Annotated in this window: 21 protein-coding genes; 18 read left to right on the top strand and 3 right to left on the bottom strand. The window is 69.8% G+C overall.

Translation table 11 applies throughout. The features are described 5' to 3' along the window. Positions 1–268: 268 nt before the first annotated feature. The 11 genes from gspG to gspF all read left to right on the top strand — a co-directional run bounded on the left by gspG (position 269) and on the right by gspF (position 11,796). Positions 269–736 carry a type II secretion system major pseudopilin GspG gene (gene gspG / locus CF68_RS23420; protein ID WP_035823430.1) on the top strand — a complete coding sequence of 156 codons (468 nt, stop codon included), beginning with the start codon at positions 269–271 and terminating at the stop codon, positions 734–736. Between the two features lie 28 nt (positions 737–764). After that, the gene (locus CF68_RS23425; protein WP_035823432.1) at positions 765–1,265 is read left to right on the top strand and encodes a GspH/FimT family pseudopilin; all 501 of its coding nucleotides are present in this window, start codon (positions 765–767) and stop codon (positions 1,263–1,265) included. Further along, on the top strand, positions 1,262–1,684 hold the full coding sequence (gene gspI, locus CF68_RS23430) for a type II secretion system minor pseudopilin GspI (RefSeq protein ID WP_035823434.1): 423 nt from the start codon (positions 1,262–1,264) through the stop codon (positions 1,682–1,684). The genes CF68_RS23425 and gspI overlap by 4 nt, the downstream gene beginning before the upstream one ends. After that, positions 1,662–2,366, top strand: a complete 705-nt coding sequence (locus CF68_RS23435; protein WP_035823436.1) for a type II secretion system protein J — start codon at positions 1,662–1,664, stop codon at positions 2,364–2,366. The genes gspI and CF68_RS23435 overlap by 23 nt, the downstream gene beginning before the upstream one ends. Then, positions 2,363–3,403: a type II secretion system minor pseudopilin GspK gene (gene gspK, locus CF68_RS23440; RefSeq protein WP_035823438.1), complete on the top strand. Its 1,041-nt coding sequence runs from the start codon at positions 2,363–2,365 to the stop codon at positions 3,401–3,403. Before CF68_RS23435 ends, gspK begins: the two co-directional genes overlap by 4 nt. Positions 3,404–3,673: 270 nt before the next feature. Further along, positions 3,674–5,101: a type II secretion system protein GspL gene (gene gspL / locus CF68_RS23445; RefSeq protein WP_035823440.1), complete on the top strand. Its 1,428-nt coding sequence runs from the start codon at positions 3,674–3,676 to the stop codon at positions 5,099–5,101. Between the two features lie 18 nt (positions 5,102–5,119). Continuing rightward, a complete protein-coding gene (locus CF68_RS23450) occupies positions 5,120–5,728 on the top strand; it encodes a type II secretion system protein M (RefSeq protein WP_051591647.1) in 609 nt (202 codons plus the stop codon). Continuing rightward, a complete protein-coding gene (locus CF68_RS23455) occupies positions 5,728–6,537 on the top strand; it encodes a type II secretion system protein N (protein WP_035823443.1) in 810 nt (269 codons plus the stop codon). Before CF68_RS23450 ends, CF68_RS23455 begins: the two co-directional genes overlap by 1 nt. 34 nt (positions 6,538–6,571) lie before the next feature. After that, positions 6,572–9,001: a type II secretion system secretin GspD gene (gspD, locus tag CF68_RS23460; protein WP_035823445.1), complete on the top strand. Its 2,430-nt coding sequence runs from the start codon at positions 6,572–6,574 to the stop codon at positions 8,999–9,001. 8 nt (positions 9,002–9,009) lie between these two features. After that, entirely contained in the window at positions 9,010–10,563 is a 1,554-nt protein-coding gene (gene gspE / locus CF68_RS23465) for a type II secretion system ATPase GspE (protein ID WP_235205865.1), read from the top strand. 15 nt (positions 10,564–10,578) lie between these two features. Then, positions 10,579–11,796, top strand: coding sequence for a type II secretion system inner membrane protein GspF (gspF, locus tag CF68_RS23470; protein WP_035823448.1), 1,218 nt, complete (start codon positions 10,579–10,581; stop codon positions 11,794–11,796). An 81-nt stretch (positions 11,797–11,877) separates the two neighbouring features. On the opposite strand, the gene CF68_RS23475 is transcribed toward gspF, so the two are convergent. Next, complete coding sequence (locus CF68_RS23475; protein WP_035823450.1) at positions 11,878–13,155, bottom strand: NYN domain-containing protein; 1,278 nt, start codon at positions 13,153–13,155, stop codon at positions 11,878–11,880. A gap of 348 nt (positions 13,156–13,503) precedes the next feature. On the opposite strand from CF68_RS23475, the gene CF68_RS23480 reads away from it, so the two are divergent. Next, positions 13,504–17,097, top strand: coding sequence for an indolepyruvate ferredoxin oxidoreductase family protein (locus CF68_RS23480; RefSeq protein WP_035823451.1), 3,594 nt, complete (start codon positions 13,504–13,506; stop codon positions 17,095–17,097). 55 nt (positions 17,098–17,152) lie between these two features. Here the strand turns inward: CF68_RS23480 and CF68_RS23485 are convergent, their stop codons facing one another. Next, entirely contained in the window at positions 17,153–17,764 is a 612-nt protein-coding gene (locus CF68_RS23485) for an HD domain-containing protein (RefSeq protein ID WP_035823452.1), read from the bottom strand. Positions 17,765–17,902: 138 nt separating this feature from the next. On the opposite strand from CF68_RS23485, the gene CF68_RS23490 reads away from it, so the two are divergent. The 5 genes from CF68_RS23490 to CF68_RS23510 all read left to right on the top strand — a co-directional run bounded on the left by CF68_RS23490 (position 17,903) and on the right by CF68_RS23510 (position 21,833). Then, the gene (locus tag CF68_RS23490) at positions 17,903–18,322 is read left to right on the top strand and encodes a GNAT family acetyltransferase (protein WP_035823453.1); all 420 of its coding nucleotides are present in this window, start codon (positions 17,903–17,905) and stop codon (positions 18,320–18,322) included. A gap of 34 nt (positions 18,323–18,356) precedes the next feature. Continuing rightward, positions 18,357–18,707: a GFA family protein gene (locus CF68_RS23495; protein ID WP_013958300.1), complete on the top strand. Its 351-nt coding sequence runs from the start codon at positions 18,357–18,359 to the stop codon at positions 18,705–18,707. 7 nt (positions 18,708–18,714) lie between these two features. Continuing rightward, on the top strand, positions 18,715–19,134 hold the full coding sequence (locus tag CF68_RS23500; RefSeq protein ID WP_035823455.1) for a VOC family protein: 420 nt from the start codon (positions 18,715–18,717) through the stop codon (positions 19,132–19,134). A 71-nt stretch (positions 19,135–19,205) separates the two neighbouring features. After that, positions 19,206–20,522: an MFS transporter gene (locus tag CF68_RS23505; RefSeq protein ID WP_235205866.1), complete on the top strand. Its 1,317-nt coding sequence runs from the start codon at positions 19,206–19,208 to the stop codon at positions 20,520–20,522. 87 nt (positions 20,523–20,609) lie between these two features. Next, entirely contained in the window at positions 20,610–21,833 is a 1,224-nt protein-coding gene (locus CF68_RS23510; RefSeq protein WP_035823457.1) for an MFS transporter, read from the top strand. 4 nt (positions 21,834–21,837) lie between these two features. On the opposite strand, the gene CF68_RS23515 is transcribed toward CF68_RS23510, so the two are convergent. Continuing rightward, on the bottom strand, positions 21,838–22,722 hold the full coding sequence (locus CF68_RS23515) for a class III extradiol ring-cleavage dioxygenase (protein WP_035823459.1): 885 nt from the start codon (positions 22,720–22,722) through the stop codon (positions 21,838–21,840). Positions 22,723–22,954: 232 nt separating this feature from the next. On the opposite strand from CF68_RS23515, the gene CF68_RS23520 reads away from it, so the two are divergent. Continuing rightward, complete coding sequence (locus tag CF68_RS23520; RefSeq protein ID WP_035823461.1) at positions 22,955–23,329, top strand: hypothetical protein; 375 nt, start codon at positions 22,955–22,957, stop codon at positions 23,327–23,329. Positions 23,330–23,521 lie beyond the last annotated feature (192 nt).

A 23,521-nucleotide genomic window follows, 5' to 3' on the forward strand; every position in this document is an offset into this window, starting at 1 on the left:
ACGTACATCAGCAGGCGCAACGCATAGTCGGAAAAGCGGGTCAGTTGCATCGTGCCGCCATCTTAAAAAAGATGCATCCAGGATGCAAGTTATTTCCCTGCCGAATGCCCGTCCTCAGTAACTGTGATCCGGATCAGACAATGCTCAGGTGCCGAAGGGGCCGCCCATAAAACAGTCATGTGGCGCCGGTTATACTGACTGGCGAACCCGGCCCGCCGCCCCCCAACCGGTGCGGGCCCAGCCATTCAAGCCAAGAGGTCCACCGACGATGCGCAGATTCACTCCCCAGATTGCCAGCCCCGCCCGTTCCGTGCGTGCCCGCCGTGCGCGCGGCTTCACCCTGATCGAGATCATGGTCGTGATCGTGATCCTTGGCGTGCTCGCGGCGCTGGTGGTGCCCAAGATCATGAGCCGTCCGGACGAGGCCCGCATCGTGGCCGCGCGCCAGGACATCTCGTCGATCATGCAGGCGCTCAAGCTGTATCGCCTGGACAACAGCCGCTACCCCACCACCGAGCAAGGCCTGGCCGCGCTGGTGGCCAAGCCCACCACCGAGCCCGTGCCCAACAACTGGAAGGGCGGCGGCTACCTGGAAAAGCTGCCCAAGGATCCCTGGGGCCATCCGTACCAGTACCTGAACCCGGGCGTGCGCGGCGAGATCGACGTGTTCAGCTTCGGCGCCGACGGCCAGGCCGGCGGCAACGGCAACGACGCCGACATCGGCAACTGGGAATAAGCACAGCCCCGCCGCCACCCCTGCAACCATGACCACGGCGCTGCGCCGCCGCGCGCCCGGCCCCCGGCGCCGCGGCTTTACGCTGCTCGAGCTGCTGGTGGTCATGGTGATCGCCGGCATCGTGATCTCGCTGGTGGCGGTCAACGCCTCGCCCAATGAACGGAGCCGCGTGCTCGACGACGGCCAGCGCATCGCGCGGCTGTTCGAGCTGGCGCAGGAAGAGGCGCAGCTTGGCGCCCGTCCGCTCGCCTGGGAGGGCGATGCCAGCGGCTGGCGCTTCCTGGAATCGACCCCCAACGGCTGGATCCCCATGCGCACCGACGTGTTTGCCCCGGGCCACTGGCGCCTGGCGCTGGACCAGGTCATCGTCGCCGAAGGGGGCCGCAGCACCGGGACCAGCAGCCCGCCCCGGCTGATCTTCGGGCGCGAACTGATCGATGCCCCGCAGCGGCTGATCCTGGTGCGCGGGGATATCCGCGTGGACGTTGCGGGCGACGGCAGCGGCCGCTATTTCGCCAGCACGCCATGAAACCCTGCCCTCGCTCTTCGCCCCGGCCGGCCCGGCGCGGGCGCAACGCCGGCTTCACGCTGATCGAAGTGCTGGTGGCGCTGACCATCCTGGCGGTCGCGCTGACCGCGGCGATGCGCGCGATGGGCTCGATGGTCGATGCCAGCGCGTCGCTGCAGGCGCGCATGCTGGCCGAGTGGAGCGCCGAGAACCACCTGTCCGCGCTGCGCCTGGCCAAGACCTGGCCCGAGCCCGGCGTCAGCGGCTATGCCTGCCCGCAGGGCGGCACGCCGCTGTATTGCGAGCAATCCGTCTCGGGCACGCCCAATCCCGTTTTCCGCCGCGTCGAGATCGCGGTCTACCCGTCCGCCGCGGACAAGTCCGTACGCCTGGCGTGGCTGGTCACCATAGTCCCCAATGAAACCCGCAACGTGCTCTGAGCGCCGCCGACCGCGCCAGCCCGGCGGCTTCACGCTGCTGGAGATGCTGGTCGCCATCACGCTGCTGGCGGTGATGGCGGTGATCGGCTGGCGCGCGCTGGACAGCCTGACGCGCAGCCGCGAGCGCCTCACCGACCACGATGCGCGCCTGGACGCGCTGAAAGTGCTCTACGGCCAGCTCCAGGCCGATTGCGAACACCTGGCCAACCCCACGCTGCTGCAGGCCAGCCCGGTCGAGATCGGCCAGAACCGGCTGCTGCTGGTGCGCGACCGCCGCGACGAAGGCCAGCCGCCGACCTGGCAGGCGCTGTCGTACCAGCTCGACGGCAATACCCTGGTGCGCGTGGCCGCGCCGCCGGTGGACAGCCGCGCCGGCCTGCAGTCGGCGCTGCTGGCACTGCGCCAGGGCGGCAGCAACACCGCGCAGGTGCGGCGCGTGCTGGCCGACGTGGACGGCATGAGCATGCGCGCATGGGTGGAGCCCGCAGGCTGGCAGGCCGACAGCGGGCGCATCCGCAACGTGCTGTTCACCGGCAACGCCGCCAGCGGCGTGGCCGCCTCTGCGCCCGGCGCCGCGCTGCCCAACGCCGCGGTGCGCGCGGTGGAACTGACCATCTTCGCCCGCATGGGCGACGGCGATGCGCCGCGGCAGTTCCAGAAGATCTGCATGACCGGGCTATGAGGCAAGCCAGCCGCCCGCCTCGCCTGGTGCCGTTGCGCCGCCGCCCGCGCGGTGCGGCCGTGGTCACCGCGCTGCTGATCGTGACGCTGGCCGTAGTGGTGGTATCCGGCATGCTGTGGCGCCAGCAGGTGCAGATCCGCGCCATCGAGAACCAGCGGCTGCTGGCCCAGGCCACCTGGATCGAGCGCGCCGCCGTGGACTGGGCGCGGCTGATCCTGCGCGACGACCAGCGCCGCACCAATGTCGACGAACTGGGCGAGCCGTGGGCGGTGCCGATCGCCGAGACGCGGCTGTCGGACTTCCTCGGCGCGGCACTGCGCACCGACGTCGCGGGCGAGACCTCGTTCCTGTCGGGCCGCATCCTGGATGCGCAGGCACGCCTGAACCTGGCCAACCTGGTGGTGTGGACCGCCACTGGCGGCGAAGGCGGCCAGGCAGGCCGCGCGGCCTCGGTCGACCCGGCGGCGCTGGCCGCATACCGCCGCCTGCTGGAGACGGTCGGCCTGAACCCGTCGCTGGCCGAGACCACGGCGCGCTACATGCTGCAGGCCGCGCAGGGCGGCAATGCCAGCGGGCAGCCGTCGCCGCGCCCGCTGGACAGCGTGCAGGGGCTGATGGCGCTGCCCGGCTACACGCCGGAGATGGTGGCGGTGCTGGAGCCCTTTGTCACCGTGCTGCCCGAGCGCACGCCGGTCAACGCCAACACCGCCGAGGCCGAGGTGCTGGCCGCGGTCATCAACAAGCTGCCGCTGGAGCGCGCGCGCGAACTGGTGCGCCAGCGCGACCGCGCCTACTTCAACAACCTGGGCAACCTGCAGACCCAGCTGGCCGCGGTGGCGCCGCAGGCGGATGCCGCCAACCTCGGCAACCTGCTCGACGTGCGCACGCACTACTTCCTGGTCTACGGACTGGTGCGGCACGAGCGCGCCACCCGGCTGCAGGTTTCGCTGGTCTTCCGCGGCGAGCCGCTGGGCACGGCCAACACCACCCGCGTAGTCTGGATCCAGGATGCGGACCGGCTGCCGGACCTGCGCTGACCAGCGCCGACCAGGCCAGGCGACAGGCCGAATTTGCACGCGCAAGCAACCGGGGAGAATGGTATTGACGCGGTTTAGTCACACAGGCAAGGTATGCTGCGGCGCTGGCGCGAGCGTGGCACCAGCCCACCCGCCGCCGTCCGGCCTTGCTGGCCGCCCGCCGGCGTCCCCGCACCCCGGCATGTTTCCGACTCCGGGGCGATCCAGGGCGCATCCCAACCGGCCATGCGCCTGCCCGAGCCGTTCCACTGACGCCAAAGCAAGGAAACCTTGAGCACCACCCTGTACGTCCGCCTGCCACACCGGCCACATGACCAGCCGCAACCGTGGCAGTTCGGCACCCTGCCGTTCGCGCTGGTGCGCACGGCCACGGCCGACACGGCGCGGCGTGGCCAGGCCCGTGCGACGCCGGAAGTGTTGCGCGAAGGCCACGCCCGCATCGCTGACCTGCCCGCGGCCGAGCGCCTGGTGCTGATCCTCGCCGCCAGCGACGTACTGCTGACCACCGCCAGCGTGCCGCCGCTGCCGCCCGCCCGTTTGAAACAGGCACTGCCCAACCTGGTCGAGGACGCGCTCGCGACCGATGCGCAGCCGTGCCATATCGGCGTGGGCCCTGCCCTGGACGGCAGCGCCGCGCGCGGACCGCGCCGGCGGCTGCTGATGGTGGCCGACCGCGCCTGGCTGCGCGCCGTGCTCGACGCCTTTGCCGAACACCGCCACCGGCGCCGCCATGTGCTGGCCGCGCAGCTGTGCGTGCCGCTGGCTTCCGCCGCCGAAGCCAGCACCGAGCCGTCACTGGCGAGCGCCGACGCGCCGGCGCCGGCAGCCGCGCTGGTGGTCGAAGCCGCCGCCAGCGCCCTCGCCCGGAGCGGCGAGTTGGGCGATGAGTTAAGCGGCGAACTGCCCGGCACCACCGCCGACGCCGCACGCCAGTGGCAACTGACCGTGCGCACCGGCGCACACGCCGGCTACGGGTTGCTGCTGGGCGACGATGCCCTGGCCGCGTGGCAGGCGCTTGCGCCCGCCGGCACCTGGTATGCCGATGCCGACGCTGCCGCCGCGGCGCCGGTGCCCGAGCTGCGCCAGGCCGCCCGCGCCAGCTGGCACCTGTGGATCGAAGGCGCGCTGGACTGCCTGCGCGAGCCGGCGCTGGACCTGGCGCAGTTTGAATTCGCGCAGGGCCGAGCCGACCGCTGGAACCTGGTGGCATGGCGCGTGCCGCTGGCATTGCTGGCGGGCATCGTGCTGGTGCAGGTCATTGGCATGAACACGCACTGGCTGCTGCTGCGGCGCGAGCAGCAGCGGCTGGAAGCCGCACAGCTGCAGGCGCTGCGCGGCGCCTTCCCGCAGATCCAGACCGTGCTCGACGCGCCCCTGCAGATGCGGCGGCAGGTCGAGCAGCTGCGCACCGCCAGCGGCCGCAGCACGCCGGAAGACTTCCTGCCGCTGGCCGACCGCTTTGCCCAGGCCGCGCGCAGGCTGCCGCCCGACGCGCTGCAGGCGCTGGAGTACCGCGGCCGCATGCTGGTGGTGACGCTCAAGCCGGGCACGGACACGGCCGGCCTGCGCAGCGCCGCGCGCCAGGCCGGGCTGCAGATGGAAGAAGACAAGGCCGGAGGTGCCGCTGGCAGTACCAGCAGCAGCGCAGGCACCCCGGTGACGCCCGGCTCGCGCTGGACCGTCAGGCCCGGCCTGTAAGCGGGCCCACCAGCAAGCATGAACCCCATGAAAGACACAGCCCGAAGCCAGACGCCACGCGCCAGCCGGCCAGGCGCGACCTCTGCGCTGCGCACGCGTCTGGCGCGGCTGCGCCCGTCCGTGCCACAGGCGTGGCAGGAGCGCTTCAACGCCTTCTGGTCGGCGCGCAACCCGCGCGAACAGGCCATCCTGGCCGGCGGCGGCGCGCTGCTGGCGCTGGTGGTCGGCTACCTGGTGCTGTGGGAGCCGGCCGCCGACGGCCGCGAGCGCCTGGCGCGCAACCTGCCCAAGCTGCGCGCCGACCTGGCCGAAATGGAATCCCTGGCGCAGGAAGCCCGCGGCCTGAAGGCCACGCCGGCGCCGTCGCTGCGCGGCGACGCGCTCACGCAGGCGCTGCAGGACAGCCTGGGCCAGCATGGCCTGAAGGCGACCCGGCTGGCCGCCGGCGCCGACAACAGCGTGCAGGTGCAGCTGGACAAGGTGCCCTTCGGCGCGGTCAGTGGCTGGCTGCAGGACGTGCGCCAGCAGCAGCGCATGAAAGTGATCGACGCCCGCATCGTCTATGTCGGCGCCACGGCGCTGGTGAACGTCAGCGCGACCCTGCAGGGTCCGGGCGGCCGCAGCTGATGGTACGGCTGGAAACGCTGCGCCTGCCGCGCCGCAAGCTGCGTCAGCCAGCCGCATGGCGGCGCCTGCGCTGGCTGGGGCTTGGCCTGGCGAGCGCCGCGGTGACCGTGGTGGCGATGCTGCCTGCGACCTGGATCGCCGCGCGCGTGGCCACGCAGACGCAGGGACGGGTACTGCTGGCCGATGCCAGCGGCTCGCTCTGGCATGGCAGCGCCACGCTGGCGCTGTCAGCCGGCGCCGGCAGCCAGACCGCGACCGTGCTGCCCGGCCGGCTGCAATGGACGCTGGCGTTCTGGCCGCTGCTGGGCGGCAGCGCGCGCCTGGTGGTGAGCCACTCCGAGGCCATGGCCGCGCCGGTCGCCATCACCGTGACCCCCGGCGGCTGGAGCGCGCAGGCAGGCGCCATCCGGCTGCCCGCGGCGCTGCTCGAAGGCATCGGCGCGCCGTTCAATACGCTGCGCCCGGACGGCCTGATGCGCGTGGACTGGTCCACGCTGCAGGGGCGCTTTTCGGGCCAGGGCATGAGCGGCCATATGACGCTGCGCATCGAACAGGTGTCGTCGGCCGTGAGCCGGCTGCGCCCGCTGGGCAGCTACCGCGCCGAACTCGACTGGACCGGCGAGGGTGGCGGCAAGCTGCAGCTGAGCACCATCGCCGGACCGCTGCACCTGGAGGGCAGCGGCACGCTGGGGCGGCAGGCGCGCTTCGAGGGCACCGCGCACGCCGAGCCCGAAGCGGCAACGCAACTGACCAGCCTGCTGAGCCTGCTGGGACGACGAGACAACCATGTGACAAGGCTGCGCTTCTGATGCCAGGCCAATCCAGGAGCGCCCGGAAATGACTATGAAAACCCACGCCATCCGACCTGTTTTCCATACCGCCTGCGCCCGCGCCGTGGCCCTGCTGTGCGGGCTCTCGCTGCTGGCGCCCGCGCCGTTGTGGGCCCAGCCCGGCGCGCGCACCGGCACCCCGCCCGCGCCGCCCGACATCACGCCGTCCAACCGCGACCAGGTGGTGCTGAACTTCGTCAACGCCGACCTGGATTCGGTGATCAAGGCGGTCGGCCAGGCCACCGGCAAGAACTTCGTGATCGATCCGCGCGTGAAGGGCACGGTCAACCTGGTCCCCGAGCAGCCGGTCTCGCGCGCGCAGGCGCTGCAGACGCTGGGCTCGGTGCTGCGCATGCAGGGCTATGCCATGGTCGAGAGCAACGGCTTCACCAAGGTCGTGCCCGAGGCCGACGCCAAGCTGCAGGGCTCGCCCACGGTGATCGGCGCCAGCCCCAGCCGCGGCGACCAGGTGGTGACGCAGGTGTTCCGGCTGAACTATGAATCGGCCAACAACCTGGTGCCGGTGCTGCGGCCGATGATCGCGCCCAACAACACCATCACCGCCTACCCGGCCAACAACACGCTGGTCATCACCGACTACGCCGACAACCTGCGCCGGCTGGCGCGCATCATTGCCGCGGTCGATGCGCCGGCCTCGGGCGAGGTCGAGCTGGTGCCGCTCAAGCACGCCCTGGCCAGCGATACCGCGGCGGTGCTGCAGAAGCTGCTCGACCCCGGCGCCGCGGGCGCCGCCGGCGGCGCCGCACCGGGCGTCGACGCCAGCCTGCGCACCTCGGTGGTGGCGGAGCCGCGCAGCAATTCGCTGATGATCCGCGCCACCAGCCGCGCACGCCTGCAGCAGGCGCGCCACCTGATCGAGAAGCTCGACCAGCCCTATGCACGCCCGGGCAATATCTGGGTAGTGCCGCTGAAGAACGCCGATGCGGTCAAGCTGGCGGCCACGCTGCGCGCCATTGTCGCCGCCGACAGCAGCTTTGCCAGCGCCACCCAGCCCGGCGGGCAGGCCGGCGGGATCGGCGGCGCGGGGGGCATGACCAGTGTCTCGACGCCTGCCGGCGGCCAGTTCACCGGCGGCGGCGCCACCGCCCAGACCAGCATGCGCGGCGGCACCGGCGCGGCGGGAGGCACGGGCGGCGCCTACGGCAACTCGGCCTTCGCCGCGTCGTTCGGCACCAGCACCCAGCCGACCACCGGCGGCATCATCCAGGCCGACCCGTCCACCAACTCGCTCATCATCACCGCCAGCGAGCCGGTGTACCGCAACCTGCGCGGCGTCATCGACGACCTCGACGCGCGCCGCGCGCAGGTCTACATCGAATCGATGATCGTCGAGGTGACCTCCACGCAGGCCAGCGAGCTCGGCATCCAGTGGCAGGGCCTGATCAGCTCGCCGGGCGGCAACAACAACGTCTTTGCCGGCACCAACTTCGGCACCGGCGGACAGAACATCCTGAACCTGACCCTGGCCGGGGCGCTGGCCGACAGCAACCGCACCGCCGGCATCGCCGCGGCGCAGGGGCTGGTGCAGGACATCGGCGGCCTCAACCTGGGCATCGTCAACAAGGCCATGGGGCTGGGCGCGCTGTTGCGCGCGCTGGGCTCCAACGGCAGCGTCAACCTGCTGTCCACGCCGAACCTGATCACGCTGGAGAACGAGGAAGCCAAGATCCTGATCGGCCAGAACATCCCGATCACCACCGGCTCCTATGCCCAGACCGGCGGCGCGGCCTCGGTCACGCCGTTCCAGACCTTCGACCGCAAGGACGTGGGCATCACGCTGCGCGTGAAGCCGCAGATCACCGACGGCGGGCTGGTGAAGATGCAGATCTTCCAGGAATCGTCGAACGTGGTGCAGGCGACCGCCAACTTGATCCAGGGCCCGACCACCAATGTGCGCTCGATCGAGACCAATGTGCTGGTCGACGACGGCCAGATCATCGTGCTGGGCGGCCTGATCGAGGACTCGTACGGCGACGGCGTGCAGAAGGTGCCGCTGCTGGGCGACATCCCATGGATCGGCGGCCTGTTCCGCTACGAGAACAAGAACCGCGCCAAGACCAACCTGCTGGTGTTCCTGCGCCCCTATGTGATGCGCACGGCCGGCGCCGCCGACCGCCTGACGCAGGACCGCTACGACTATATGCGCGCACAGCAGCAGGGCTTTGTTTCGCCTAACATCATGGTGCGTGATACCAACACGCCGTTGCTGCCGCCGGCCGATGCACCGTCCACGCCGTTCATCGATCCGCGTGCAAACGGTCCGCTTGCCGCCCCGCTGCCGCTGCAGCAGACCCTTCCGCAGAATGCCCCGCAGCCGGGCCAGCCACAGCCCATGCAGCCGGCACCGCAGCAGCTGCCGCAACCACCGGCGAACGCACCCCAGCCGCTGAACCCGCGCGGCGAGTCTGCGCTCCAGAACTAAGCCCCGACATGGCCAGCGAAGTCCAAACTGCCCTGCCCGCCGGCGCCAACGCGCCGGCCGAGACCCTGGAGCCGCCTTCGCCGATGGCGGCGCGGCTGGTCACGTACGGTTTTGCGCGCGAGGCGCCGCTGCTGGTCGCGCACCAGCGCCCTGATGGACTGGAAGTCTGGGTGACCCGCGCCACCTCTGCGACCGCGCTGGCCGAGATCGCGCGCGTGCACGGCGCACTGCGCCTGCGCGTGCTGGAGCCCGAAGCGCTGGAACTCGCCATGGCCGATGCTTACAACCGCCAGGACGCCGGCAGCGCCGCGCAGGTGGTGGGCGAGGTCGAAGGCGAGGTCGACCTGTCGCGCCTGATGCAGGACATCCCGGCGGTGGAGGATCTGCTTGAATCCGAGGACGACGCGCCGATCATCCGCATGATCAATGCGCTGCTGACGCAGGCCGCGCGCGAAGGCGCTTCGGATATCCATATCGAGCCGTTCGAGTCGTCGTCGGTGGTGCGCTTCCGCGTGGACGGCACGCTGCGCGACGTGGTGCGGCCCAAGAAAGCGCTGCATGGCGCGCTGATCTCGCGCATCAAGATCATGGCGCAACTCGACATCGCCGAGAAACGCCTGCCGCAGGACGGCCGCATCACGCTGCGCGTGGGCGGGCGCCCGGTCGACGTGCGGGTCTCGACCCTGCCCACCGGCCACGGCGAGCGCGCGGTGCTGCGCCTGCTGGACAAGGAAGCGGGCCGGCTCGACCTGGCCAAGCTGGGCATGGCGCCCGGCACGCTGCGCGGCTTCGACCACCTGATCCGCCAGCCGCACGGCATCGTGCTGGTGACCGGGCCGACCGGCTCGGGCAAGACCACCACGCTGTATGCGGCGCTGTCGCGGCTGGATGCGCGCACCACCAACATCATGACGGTGGAAGACCCGATCGAGTACGACCTGGACGGCATCGGCCAGACCCAGGTCAACGCGCGCATCGACATGACTTTCGGCAAGGCCCTGCGCGCGATCCTGCGCCAGGACCCGGACGTGGTCATGATCGGCGAAATCCGCGACCTGGAAACCGCGCAGATCGCGGTGCAGGCCTCGCTGACCGGCCACCTGGTGCTGGCCACGCTGCACACTAACGACTCGGCCTCGGCGGTGACGCGGCTGGTCGACATGGGGATCGAGCCGTTCCTGCTGTCGTCGTCGCTGCTGGGGGTGCTGGCGCAGCGGCTGGTACGCCGCCTGTGCCAGCACTGCAAGCGCGAGGAGGTGATCGAGGTCACTGCCGCCGAGGCCGAGGTGCTGCACGCGCAGGGCAAGCCGCTGCAGACCGTGTGGCACCCGGTGGGCTGCGACAAGTGCGGCCAGTCCGGGTACCAGGGGCGAATGGGCGTCTATGAGCTGCTGACCGTCGGTGACGAGATCCGCACCATGATCCACCGGCAGGCGCCGGAGTCCGAGATCAAGCAGGTGGCGCTGGCGCACGGCATGCACACCATGCGCGGCGACGCGCAGCGCTGGGTCGACAGCGGCGCGACCTCGCTTGAGGAAGTGCTGCGCGTGACGCGCGACTAAAGCGGAGCCGCCCGGATGCCAGCCTTCCGCTATGAAGCCGCCGACGCCGCCGGCAAGACCGACCGCGGCGTGATCGAGGCCGACAGCCCGCGCCAGGCGCGCTCGCAATTGCGCGCGCGCGGGCTGACACCGCTGACCGTCGACCCGCTGGCCGGCGCCGGCCTGGCACCGCGCCGCGGCAGCCAGCTGTTCGCGCGCAAGCTGTCGACGCAGGAGCAGGCGCTGTTTACGCGCCAGCTCGCCAGCCTGATCGTGGCCGGCCTGCCGCTGGATGAGGCACTGGGCGCACTGGCCGACCAGGCCGAACGCGCCTACGTGCACGAACTGCTGGCCGGCATCCGCGCCGAGGTGATGGGCGGCAGCTCGCTGTCGGTGGCGCTGGCGCAGCACCCGCGCGACTTCCCCGACATCTACCGCGCGCTGGTCTCGGCCGGCGAGCACTCCGGCCACCTGGGACTGGTGCTGGAGCGGCTGGCCGGCTATATCGAGTCGCGCAACACCCTGACCTCCAAGATCCGGCTGGCCTTCACCTACCCCGCCATCGTCACGGTGGTGGCGTTCGCCATCGTGATCTTCCTGCTGTCGTATGTGGTGCCGCAGGTGGTGAGCGTGTTCGCCAATACCAAGCAGAAGCTGCCGATGCTGACCATCGTCATGCTGGCCCTGTCAGACTTCGTGCGCAACTGGTGGTGGGCGGCGCTGGCGGTGCTGGCGGCGGCAGCGTTCACGATCCGCAGCGTGCTGAAGCAGCCCGCGGTGCGGCTGGAATGGCACCGCTGGCTGCTGACGGCACCGCTGCTGGGCAAGCTGATCCGGGGCTACAACACCGCGCGTTTCGCCGGCACATTGGCGATCCTGGTGTCGGCCGGCGTGCCGATCCTGCGCAGCCTGCAGGCGGCAGGCGAGACGCTGACCAACGAGGCGCTGCGCGCCAACGTGGAAGACGCCAACACGCGCGTGCGCGAAGGCGCCTCGCTGGCGCGCGCGCTGGCGGCGCAGAACCAGTTCCCGCCGGTGCTGGTGCACCTGATCCGCTCCGGCGAGGCCACCGGCAACCTGCCGGTGATGCTGGACCGCGCCGCCCAGGGCGAGGCGCAGGAGCTGGAACGCCGCACGCTGTTCCTGACCAGCCTGCTGGAGCCGCTGCTGATCCTGACCATGGGCGTGGTGGTGCTGCTGATCGTGCTGGCGGTGCTGATGCCGATCATCGAAATCAACCAGCTGGTGCGGTAAGTACCTCCGCCAAAGAAAACGCCGGCGCGAAGCCGGCGGTTTCTTTGGCGGGTAGGGCCGGCATTGCGCCGGCCGGCCACATCACTCCGCTTTCTTGGCCGGGCGCTTGCGCGTCTTCCTGGCCGGTGCCCGGGCGGGCGCCGCTTCGGCAGCGGCTGCTTCAGGCTGGGGCTGGGCCTCTGGCAGCGGTTCAACCTGCGCCGACAGCACCGTCGTGCCCGGCGCGGCAAAGATCGACTGGTCGATCGGCCACGGGGTTTCGCTCAGCGTCACGTCGGGGCGGCGCGTGGCGCGCTTGCGTGCGGGACGGGCCTTGGACTCAGCCTGCGGCGCTGCCTCCGCCACCGGCTCGGCCACCGGGTCCGGCTCGACCACTTCGGCGGCGACGACAGACAGCTCGATCTCGGGTTCGCGCACTGGCGCAGGCTCAGGCACCGCCGCTGGCTGGGCCACGACGGGCGCAGGCTGATCCGCAGGCACGGGCGCCGGTGCCGGCTGGCGGCGTGCTTCAGGCTGCGCCGGACGCTGCTGCTGTTGCGGTTGTTGTTGCGACTGCTGCTGGCCGCGGCCATCGCCCTCGCCACCGCCCTTGGCGCGCTTCTTCAGGCGCACCCAGATGGTCTTGTTGTTGCCGCCGTTGCGGGTCTCGACCTCGAACAGGCCGGTGGCCTGCACCAGCTCCGAAAGCTTGCCGTACCCGTAGTTGCGCGAGTCGAATTCCGGCGCCTGCTTGGCGATGTGGTTGCCCATGCTGCCCAGCGTCAGCCAGCCGTCCTCGTCCGACACCGCCTGCGCCGCACTCTGCAGCAGGCGCACCAGGCGCGAGTCCTGGCGCAGCTCGCCGGTGCTGCGCTTGCGCGTGGGCGCGGCAGCCCCGTCGACGCCTTCGGCCCCTTCCGTATCCGCGTCGGCGCGCAGCACGTCGGAGTAGATGAACTTGTCGCAGGCGGTGACAAAGGGCTTGGGGGTCTTGCGCTCGCCAAAGCCGTACACGGTCAGCCCCTGCTCGCGGATGCGCGAAGCCAGCCGGGTGAAGTCGCTGTCGCTGGAGACGATGCAGAAGCCGTCGAAGCGTCCGGTGTACAGCAGGTCCATGGCGTCGATGATCATGGCGCTGTCGGTGGCGTTCTTGCCCACGGTGTAGCGGAACTGCTGGATCGGCTGGATCGAGTGCGACAGCAGCCGCTCCTTCCAGCCGGCCAGGTTGGGCCGGGTCCAGTCGCCGTAGATGCGCTTGACGGCGGCCACGCCGTACTTGGCGACCTCGGCCAGCAGGCCTTCGACGATGGCGGGCGCCGCGTTGTCGGCGTCGATCAGCACGGCCAGGGTCGCGGTGCCCTGGCGGGGGGAATTGGTCATGTTCAGGTAGTCACTGGTTTGCCCGTCTCATGCGTACATCAGGACGGGCAATCGGAAATCAGGTTGCACCAGGCTGGCTGTGCAGATGTGGTGCATCGCAGGCAGCCCGGCAGCGGCACGGGCCATCTCGATGCAACGCAGTGTACACGCGAACCCCTGTCCATACGGGAAATCACGGGCGCGACGGGCACGCTTTGTGCTGCATTGCAAGGTACCGCCGATTTTGTGGCGGTGCTACCATGCCGCGCAGAGACACGACCGTCCAACACCTTCACAAGAGGTCATGAGGCGGTCGCCCACAACTGTAGGTGTCGGTGATCCCGACAGCACGCCCATAGAGGAGCACCTATGAATGCCCCCCTGACCTCCCCGGTCAGCGACGCCATCCGCCGCGCGCTCGAAAACGTTTCCCTAGAAGACAAATACACGCTGGAGCGTGGCCGCATCTATATCAGCGGAACGCAGGCCCTGGTACGCCTGCCGATGCTGCAGCAGGAACGCGACCGCGCCGCCGGCCTGAATACCGCCGGTTTTATCTCCGGCTACCGGGGCTCGCCGCTGGGCGCGCTGGACCTGTCGCTGTGGAAGGCCAAGAAGCACCTCGCCGCGCACAACATCGTGTTCCAGGCCGGCCTCAACGAGGATCTGGCCGCGACCTCGGTGTGGGGTTCGCAGCAAGTGAACATGTATCCGGATGCCAAATTCGATGGCGTGTTCGGCATGTGGTACGGCAAGGGACCGGGTGTGGACCGCACCGGTGACGTGTTCAAGCACGCCAACTCGGCGGGATCGTCGAAGCACGGCGGCGTGCTGGTGCTGGCCGGTGATGACCACTCGGCCAAGTCCTCGACACTGGCGCACCAGTCCGAGCACATCTTCAAGGCCTGCGGCCTGCCGGTGCTGTATCCGTCCAACGTGCAGGAGTACCTGGACTACGGCCTGCACGGCTGGGCCATGAGCCGCTACTCCGGGCTATGGGTGGCGATGAAGTGCGTGACCGACGTGGTGGAATCGTCGGCCTCGGTGGAGCTGGATCCGCACTGCGTGCAGATCGTGCTGCCGGATGACTTCATCATGCCGCAGGGCGGCCTGAACATCCGCTGGCCGGACCCGCCGCTGGAACAGGAAGCACGCTTGCTCGACTACAAGTGGTACGCGGGCCTGGCCTATGTGCGCGCCAACAAGATCGACCGCATCGAGATCGATTCGCCGCACGCGCGCTTCGGCATCATGACCGGCGGCAAGGCCTACCTCGACACGCGCCAGGCGCTGGCCGACCTGGGCCTGGACGATGCCACCTGCTCGCAGATCGGCATCCGCCTGTACAAGGTCGGCTGCGTGTGGCCGCTGGAGGCGCACGGCGCGCGCGCCTTTGCCGAAGGCCTGCAGGAAATCCTGGTGGTCGAAGAGAAGCGCCAGATCATGGAGTACGCACTCAAGGAAGAGCTGTACAACTGGCGCGACGACGTGCGCCCCAAGGTCTACGGCAAGTTTGACGAGAAGGACAACGCGGGCGGCGAATGGTCGATCCCGCAAAGCAACTGGCTGCTGCCGGCGCACTATGAGCTGTCGCCGGCGATCATCGCCAAGGCCATCGCCACGCGGCTGGACAAGTTCGAGCTGCCGATGGACGTGCGCGCGCGCATCACCGCGCGCCTGGCCATCATCGAGGCCAAGGAAAAGGCGCTGGCCACGCCGCGCGTGACGGCGGAGCGCAAGCCGTGGTTCTGCTCGGGCTGCCCGCACAACACCTCGACCAATGTTCCCGAAGGCTCGCGTGCGCTGGCCGGCATCGGCTGCCACTACATGACGGTGTGGATGGACCGCAATACCAGCACGTTCAGCCAGATGGGCGGCGAAGGCGTGGCGTGGATCGGCCAGGCGCCGTTCGCGGGCGACAAGCACGTGTTCGCCAACCTGGGCGACGGCACCTACTTCCACTCCGGCCTATTGGCGATCCGCGCGTCGATCGCGGCCAACGTCAACATCACCTACAAGATCCTCTACAACGATGCGGTCGCCATGACTGGCGGCCAGCCGGTGGACGGCCAGCTCTCGGTGCGTGACATCGCCTGGCAGGTGCATAGCGAAGGCGCGAAGAAGATCGTCATCGTCAGCGACCAGCCAGAGAAGTACAACGCCGCGATCAAGCTGCCCGAGGGCATCACCATCTATCACCGCGACCAGCTCGACAGCGTGCAGCGCGAACTGCGTGAAGTGCCGGGCTGTTCCATCCTGCTCTACGACCAGACCTGCGCCACCGAAAAGCGCCGCCGCCGCAAGCGCGGCACGATGGAGGATCCGCAACGCCGCGCCTTTATCAACGACGCGGTGTGCGAAGGCTGCGGCGACTGCTCGGTCAAGTCCAACTGCCTGTCGGTGGAACCACTGGAAACGGATTTCGGCACCAAGCGCCAGATCAACCAGTCGTCGTGCAACAAGGACTTCTCGTGCCTGAACGGCTTCTGCCCCAGCTTTGTCACGGCCGAAGGCGCGCAGGTGCGCAAGCCCGAGCAGCATGGCGTGTCGATGGATACCCTGCCCGCGCTGCCTGAGCCGGAACTGCCACCGATCCGCCGCGCCTACGGCATCCTGGTGACGGGCGTGGGCGGCACCGGCGTGGTGACCATCGGCGGCCTGCTGGGCATGGCCGCGCACCTGGAGAACAAGGGCGTCACCGTGCTCGACATGGCGGGGCTGGCGCAGAAAGGCGGCGCGGTGCTGTCGCACGTGCAGCTGGCCGCGCGCCCGGACGACCTGCATGCCACGCGTATCGCGATGGGCGAAGCGGACCTGGTGATCGGCTGCGATGCGATCGTGTCGGCCACCGACGAAGTCATCTCCAAGACACAGGCCGGCCGCACCCGCGCCGTAGTCAACACCGCGCAGACGCCGACGGCGGATTTCATCAAGAACCCGAAGTGGCAGTTCCCGGGGCTGTCGGCCGAACAGGACGTGCGCACCGCCGTGGGCGAGAAGTGCGACTTCATCAACGCCAGCGGCCTGGCCGTGGCGCTGCTGGGCGATGCCATCTACACCAACCCGCTGGTGCTGGGCTACGCCTGGCAGAAGGGCTGGATCCCGCTGACGCTGCAAGCGCTGGAGCGCGCCATCGAGCTGAACGGCGTGGCTGTCGAGAAGAACAAGGCCGCGTTCGACTGGGGCCGCCATATGGCGCACGACCCCGAGCACGTGCTGTCGCTGACCGGCAAGCTGAAGACCACCGCCGAAGGCGCAGAAGTTGTGAAGCTGCCGACCTCGACCGGCGCGATGCTGGAGAAGCTGATCGCCCGCCGCATGGAACACCTGACGGCCTACCAGGACGCCGCCTACGCCCGTACCTACCGCGAAGCCATCGACCGCGTGCGCGCGGCCGAGAGCGCGCTGGCTGGCAGCGGCAAGGCCCTGCCGCTGACCGAGGCCGCGGCGCGCAACCTGGCCAAGCTGATGGCGTACAAGGACGAGTATGAGGTGGCACGGCTCTATACCGACCCTGTCTTCCTCGACAAGCTGCGTGCGCAGTTCGAAGGCGAGCCGGGCAAGGACTACCAGCTCAACTTCTGGCTGGCACCGCCGATGACCTCGAAGCGCGATGACAAGGGTCAACTGGTCAAGCGCAAGTTCGGTCCGTCGACGATGACAGCGTTCCGCGTGCTGGCGAAGATGAAAGGGCTGCGCGGGGGGATGTTCGATCTCTTCGGCAAGACCGAGGAGCGCCGCACGGAACGCGCGCTGATCGGCGAGTATCGGGCGTTGCTGGATGAACTGGTGGCGGGCCTGAATGCGGCCAACTACGACACCGCCGTGACGCTGGCCAACCTGCCGGATGACATCCGCGGCTTCGGCCACATCAAGGAAAACAACCTGAAAGCGGTGCGCGGGCGCTGGGCGAAGCTGCTGGAGCAGTTCCGGCATCCGGAGACGGCACAGCGCGCGGCCTGACCGGCGCCGCATCACACGACGGCCTCGCTTTGCATGAAGCGAGGCCGTTGTGCTTTCAGGGCTGCGCGAGCGTCGCTTCGCCCGGCTTTACGTACATCGATTTTTTCGGCTGCGCCAGCACGCGCCGCACCATCGGCTCGAAGAACGACAGCGGCAGCGTGTCGTAGTCCGTCATGAAGGCGGCGCCGTCGTACTTGCGGCAGAACTCCGCGGTGCGCTCGAACAGCTCGGGCTGGTTGCGGTATTGCTCGCGCAGGTTGCGGTCCAGGCCGAGGTGATGGAAGAAGTAGTAGCCCTGGAACACGCCGTGCTTTTCCACCATCCACAGGTTCTCGGGGCTGACGAATGGCTTGAGGATGGCGGCGGCGATATCGGGATGGTTGAAGCTGCCGAGCGTATCGCCGATATCGTGCAGCAGCGCGCAGACCACGTATTCCTCGTCCTGGCCGTCGCGGTGCGCGAGCGTCGCAGTCTGCAGCGAATGCGTGAGCCGGTCCACGGGGAAACCGCCGCAATCGCCATCCAGCAGGCGCAGGTGCGCCAGCACGCGATCCGGCAGCGCCCGCGCGAACGGCATGAACTCGGCGGAGATGGCGGCCCAGTCGTCGCGGGTGCCGTGTTCCATATGGCTGAAGGTGGCGCGTGCAGGCGCTTGGGTGTCGCTCATGCGGGTCTCCTGTTGTGGGAGCGTGCGCGATGGCCGCGCATCGTCTCGTCATGTTTTGTGGGCATTGTGGCACCCGCAGCGGCGCTACACTGTCAAAAAGCTAACAATGTGCCGGCATATTGCGGCGCACCACCAAGCATGCTGATCCGTCCTTTCCGACCTGAAGACCAATCCTGCGTCATTGCCTTGTGGCAGGCCTGCGGCCTGACCCGTCCGTGGAACGACCCCCAGCGCGATATTGCGCGCAAGCTGACCGCGCAGCCTGAGCTGTTCCTGGTCGGCGACATCGACGGCCATCCCGTCGCCACTGCCATGGTCGGGTTCGACGGGCATCGCGGCTGGGTCTACTATCTGGCGGTACAGCCCGGCCTGCAGGGCAAGGGGTACGGGCGCATGCTGATGGCGCATGCCGAGCAGCTGCTGATCGAGCGCGGCTGCCCCAAGATCAACTTGCTGGTACGCGCAGGCAACCGCGCCGTGATCGATTTCTACGACAAGCTGGGCTATGCGCCCGACGAGGCGGTCAGCCTGGGCAAACGACTGATTCCCGATATTTAGTGGGCACGCCGGACCGACAACAAGGAGACGGGACATGACTTTCCACGGAAGCTGCCACTGCGGCGCCATTGCCTTCGAGGTGGAGGCCGACAGCATCCCCAGCGTGATCCGCTGCAACTGCTCGATCTGCCGCCGGCGCGGCCACCTGCTGTGGTTCGTGCCGCGCGCGACGTTCAAGCTGGAAACGCCGGAGAGCAATGCCTCCACCTACCGCTTCAACACCATGAAGATCGCGCACCGCTTCTGCCCGGTGTGCGGCTGCGGCCCGTATGCGGACGGACAGGACAAGGACGGCAAGCCGATGGCCGCGGTCAATGTGCGCTGCCTGGACAATGTCGACCTGGACAGCCTGAAGGTCATCGACTACGACGGACTGCACCACTGAGGCCGCCATGTTCCGCATCCTGGGCATCGACCACCTGGTACTGCGCAGCGCCGACGTAGACGCGCTGCGGCGCTTCTATGTCGAGGTGCTCGGCTGCAGCGTGGAGCGCGAGCAAACCGAGCTGGGCCTGACGCAGTTGCGCGCGGGCAGCGGGCTGATCGACCTGGTCGCGCTCGACGGCCCGCTCGGCCGCGCCGGCGGCGCGGGACCGGGTGCGGAGGGCCGCAACCTGGACCATTTCTGCCTGCGCATCGACCCGTTCGATGCCGACGCGGTGCGGGCGCACCTGGCGCGGCATGGCGTGGACGCCGGCGAGGTGGCGCAGCGCTTCGGCGCCGAAGGCAAGGGACCGTCGCTCTATGTGAGCGATCCGGACGGCAACGTGGTCGAGCTCAAGGGACCGCCCGCGCCGGTGACCGCACAGTAACGCGCGTGCCCCGCGCGCGGAGTGCGCGCGGGATCGCTACAATTTCCGACTGGCCCCACGCGCCGCCACCCATGGCGACCACCGTCGCCGGGCCCGCCATGACAACAATAGAAGCCAGCTCCGACGCGGACGCCGCCAGCACAGACCCAGACGCCAGCCCGGCACGCACCGGACCCGCGCACCCCGCCACGCCGCCGCGCCGGCTGGTCTGGATCCTCGGCCTGACCGAGACCATCTCCTGGGGCACGCTGTTCTTCGCCTTCACCGTTTTCATCGACCCCATGATCCGCAGCCTGGGCTGGTCCAAGCCCTTCCTGGCGGGCGGCTATTCGCTGGGGCTGCTGGTATGGGCGTTGTGCTCGTTCGCGGTGGGGCGGCTGCTGGACCGCGCGCCGGCGCGCAAGGTGATGGGCGCGGGCTCGGTGCTGGCCGGGCTGGGCCTGCTGCTGTGGGCATGGACCCCGTCGCAGCCGGTGTTCCTGCTGATGTGGGTGCCGATCGGGCTGGCCATGGCGACCACGCTGTACGAGCCCGCCTTCGTGGTGCTGCGCCAGGCCTACGGCGACCAGTACCAGAAGCCGATCGTGGTGGTCACGCTGATGGCCGGCTTTGCCAGCACGATCTTCGTGCCGCTGGCGCAATGGCTGGTGATCCATCTGGGCTGGCGCCCGACGCTGATCGGCTTCGCCGCGCTCAACCTGCTGGTCTGCGCGCCGCTGCACGCGCGCATGCGTTACGCGCTGCATCCCACTTATTCCGGCATGACCCCCGCCGACGGCCAGGCCGGCAGCCGCGACATTGCCCGCGCCACGCTGCGCCAGCCGGTGTTCTGGGCGGTGGTGCTGGCCTTTACCGCGACCGCGGTGGTGGCCTCGCTGCTGGGCGCGCACCTGATCCCGATGCTGACCGAGAAGGGCATGCCGGTGGCGCAGCAACTGGTGGTGGCCGCGCTGATCGGCCCGGCCCAGGTAGCGGGCCGCATGCTGATGATGCGCGCCGGGGTGCGCCACCCGGTGCGGCTGTCGCTGCCGGTCTATGCGCTGATGGGCGCCGGGCTGCTGTGCTTTGCGCTGGGGCACGGCGCCTGGCTGATGCTGGCCGCGGTGCTGTACGGCTGCGCCAACGGCGTCAACACCATGCTGCGCGCGATGGCCATGCCGGAACTGATCTCGCGCCATCACTACGCCACGCTCAACGGGCTGATGATGACGCCGGTGCTGCTGATGCAGGCCGCCGCGCCGTGGCTGGGCGCGCTGCTGTGGCGTGCCGCCGGCGGCTACTGGCTGATGCTGTGGGTGATGGTGGCGCTGGCGCTGGGCGCGCTGCTGGCCTTCGGCTACGCGCTGCACCGGCGCGGGCTGCTGCGCGTGGATGGCGCCGGCCGGTAGCGCGGCGCTGTCATACCCGCCTCACGCCGATGCGGGACAATGACGGCTTTTGCAGGGGCACCGCCGCCCCGCCTGCCGCACCCTCCCATGCCTGATCCGCAATCCCCGACCGCCTCCGCGCCCTTGCCGGCCGCGGTGTCGCGCGCCACGCGCGGCACCATGGCGCTGTTCTTCGTCAATGGCGCCACCTTTGCCACGTGGGGCGTGCATATTCCCACCGTCAAGGCACGCTTCGGCCTGTCCGACGCGATGCTGTCTCTGGCGATGCTGGCCGTGGCCGGCGGCGCCATCCTGGCGATGGGCCCGGTCGGGCGCTGGGTGGCACGCGCGGGCAGCGCGCGGGCGTCGATGACGGGCGGGCTGCTGTTTGCGCTGGCCACGGTGGCGATCCTGGCGATGCCATCGTTCTGGCTGCTGCTGCCCGCGCTGGTGGCGTTCGGCATGGCCAATGCCGCCTTCGATGTCGCCATGAACGCACAGGCGGCCACCGTCGAGGCCAGCCGCACGCGGCCGGTGATGTCGGCGCTGCACGGCATGTTCAGCCTGGGGGGCATGGCCGGCGCGGGTGCGGGCGGCCTGATGCTGTCGCTGGACGTGGCGCCGCTGGCACATGCGGCGATGATGGCAGGCGTGACCGCGGCGGTGGCGCTCGGTACGGTGCCCGGGCTGCTGGCGGACCATCCGGTGCTGCCATCGGCGGCCCACCATCGCGACCACGCGGTGCGCGCGCTGTGGCTGCTGGGCCTGCTGGCGTTCCTGGGCCTGGTCGGCGAAGGCGCGATGTACGACTGGACCAGCGTCTATATGCGCGACGTGGCGCAGGCGCCGGATGGCTGGATCAGCCTGGGCTACGCCGCGTTCTCGGGCGGGATGGCGTGCGGACGCTTCGGCGGTGACCGCCTGCGCGCACGCCTGGGCGACGGCGCCACGCTGACTGGCAGTGCCTGGCTGGGCTTTGGCGGCATCGCGCTGGCGCTGCTGGCACCGCTGCCGCTGGCCGCGCTGGCGGGCTTTACGCTGATGGGGCTGGGCGCGGCCAATATGGTGCCGATCTTCTTCGTTGCCGCTTCGCGGCTGCCGGGCGTGGCGCCGGCCGAAGCAATTTCGCGCGTGGCGCGCTTTGCCTACCTGGGGCTGCTGCTGGGACCGGTGCTGATCGGCGGGGTGGCGCACCTGGCCAACCTGCGCATCGGGCTGGCGCTGGTGGCGCTGACGATGGGCTGGATTGCGCTGGCGGGCGCGCGCTCGGCACGGCGCTACCTGCCGGCGCGCGCCGGCACGCCGGCGGCGCAGGCCACGGCCGAGCGGTAAGGCGTCAGGCGGCCGCGCGCAGCGGCGCGCCGGCGCCCAGGCCCTCGAACACGAAGCTGTCCATGGCGAGCACGCCATAGGTCACTTCATCGGCAACCCGCGACACGCTGGCCGGCACCGCTCCTGCGCCACTGGCAGCCTGCGGCCCCAACGCCGCGCCAAGCGCCACAAAGAACGGCAGCAGGTGCTCGTCGGTCGGGTGCGCGCGGCGCGCATACGGCGCCTGGGCGCGGTAGTCGGCAATGCGGCCGGTATCGCCGCTGGCCAGGGCCTCGTCGAGTGCATCCGCCATCCAGCCGCGGAAGGCTTCCACATACGGCTCGGCCTGCGGCCCATGCTGGTCGCGCCGGCCGCCGCCAAACACTTCCTGCAGGTTGTGCGTGAAGCTGCCGGACGCCAGCACCAGCACGCCCTCGTCGCGCAGCGGCGCCAGCGCGCGGCCGATCTCGATCTGCGTGGCGGGCGACAGGTAGGGGTTCAGCGCCAGCTGCACCACCGGCACGTCGGCATCCGGGAAGAAGTGGCGCATCGGCATCCAGGCGCCGTGGTCCAGCGGGCGCTCGTCGTCCTGGCCGACAAACCCGGCGCCAGGGACCGCTGCCGCCTCGACCAGGGCCTTGACCCGCTCGGCCAGCACCGGCGAGCCCGGGGCGTCGTAGCGCAGCGCGTACAGCTCGCGCGGGAACCCGCCGAAGTCGTGCCAGGCTTCCTGGCGCTCGCGGCTGGTGACAGCCAGCGTGCTGTAGATCCAGTGCGCCGAAATCACCAGCACTGCGCGCGGGTGCCGGGCGCGCAACTGCCCGCCCAGCGCATCGAAGGCGGCGCCGGTGGGACCGGGATCGATGGCAAGCATCGGGGAACCGTGGGAAATATAAAGCGAGGGAAGCATGGCAGGACCACCTTCAAACTGTTTGTGTACCTGCGTCCAGTTTGGCAAAGATCCGCGCTGGGCACGGGCGCCATTTGCGGACACGTCGTGCAAAAAAGTTGAATGGCCGGACCCAGCGTGGCGTGGCGCACACAGTGCCTCGGGCACCGGCAGCGCAGCCAGGGGCGATCAGCCTATGATGCAACCGTGAGCCCGCCGGCGGTGTCATCCGGCGGGCTCCTGCAACGCCTTGATGCCACCGGCACGCCCCGCGCGCCATGCGTGGCCGGAGACTTCGGTGGTACCGCGCATCCCGCGCCGCCCCGGGCGGCACCCTCCCTTCCTGGCCCACTGGTGGCAACCGGGCGTCTACGGCAGCGTGCCCGCCGTCGCCCTGTGGATCCTGGCGCGCCTGCCGGCCGGCTGGCTGGCATCCCTGGCCGGCACGCCCGCGGCGGCAACCTGGCTGAACCATGCCGGCGACACCGTGTTCGTGACCGGCTGGGCCGCCAGTGCCCTGCTGCTGTGGCTCACGCGCCGCCGGCCGGCGCCCACCCATCCGGCCATGCCGGCTACGCCACCCTCCCCGCCCGCCTCGCCCTCCAGGCCGTCACATCCGGCCGGCTGACCGGTGCCTCCACGCCGATTTAAGGCGGCAACAGTCCGATCTGAAAAATTTCGCGCGACGTTCCCACCCAATTCTGCGCCGCTAGAATGCGCGGGAGACTGCCGCATGCCGCACTGCAGCGCGCACCGGCACCGACTGCACAGAGATTGTCCATGTCCGCACGCCAGCGACACCGCCGGTTCCACCCCGCGC

The organism is Cupriavidus sp. SK-4 (assembly GCF_000611125.1).
In the GTDB taxonomy this organism is placed as follows: Bacteria; Pseudomonadota; Gammaproteobacteria; order Burkholderiales; family Burkholderiaceae; genus Cupriavidus; species Cupriavidus necator.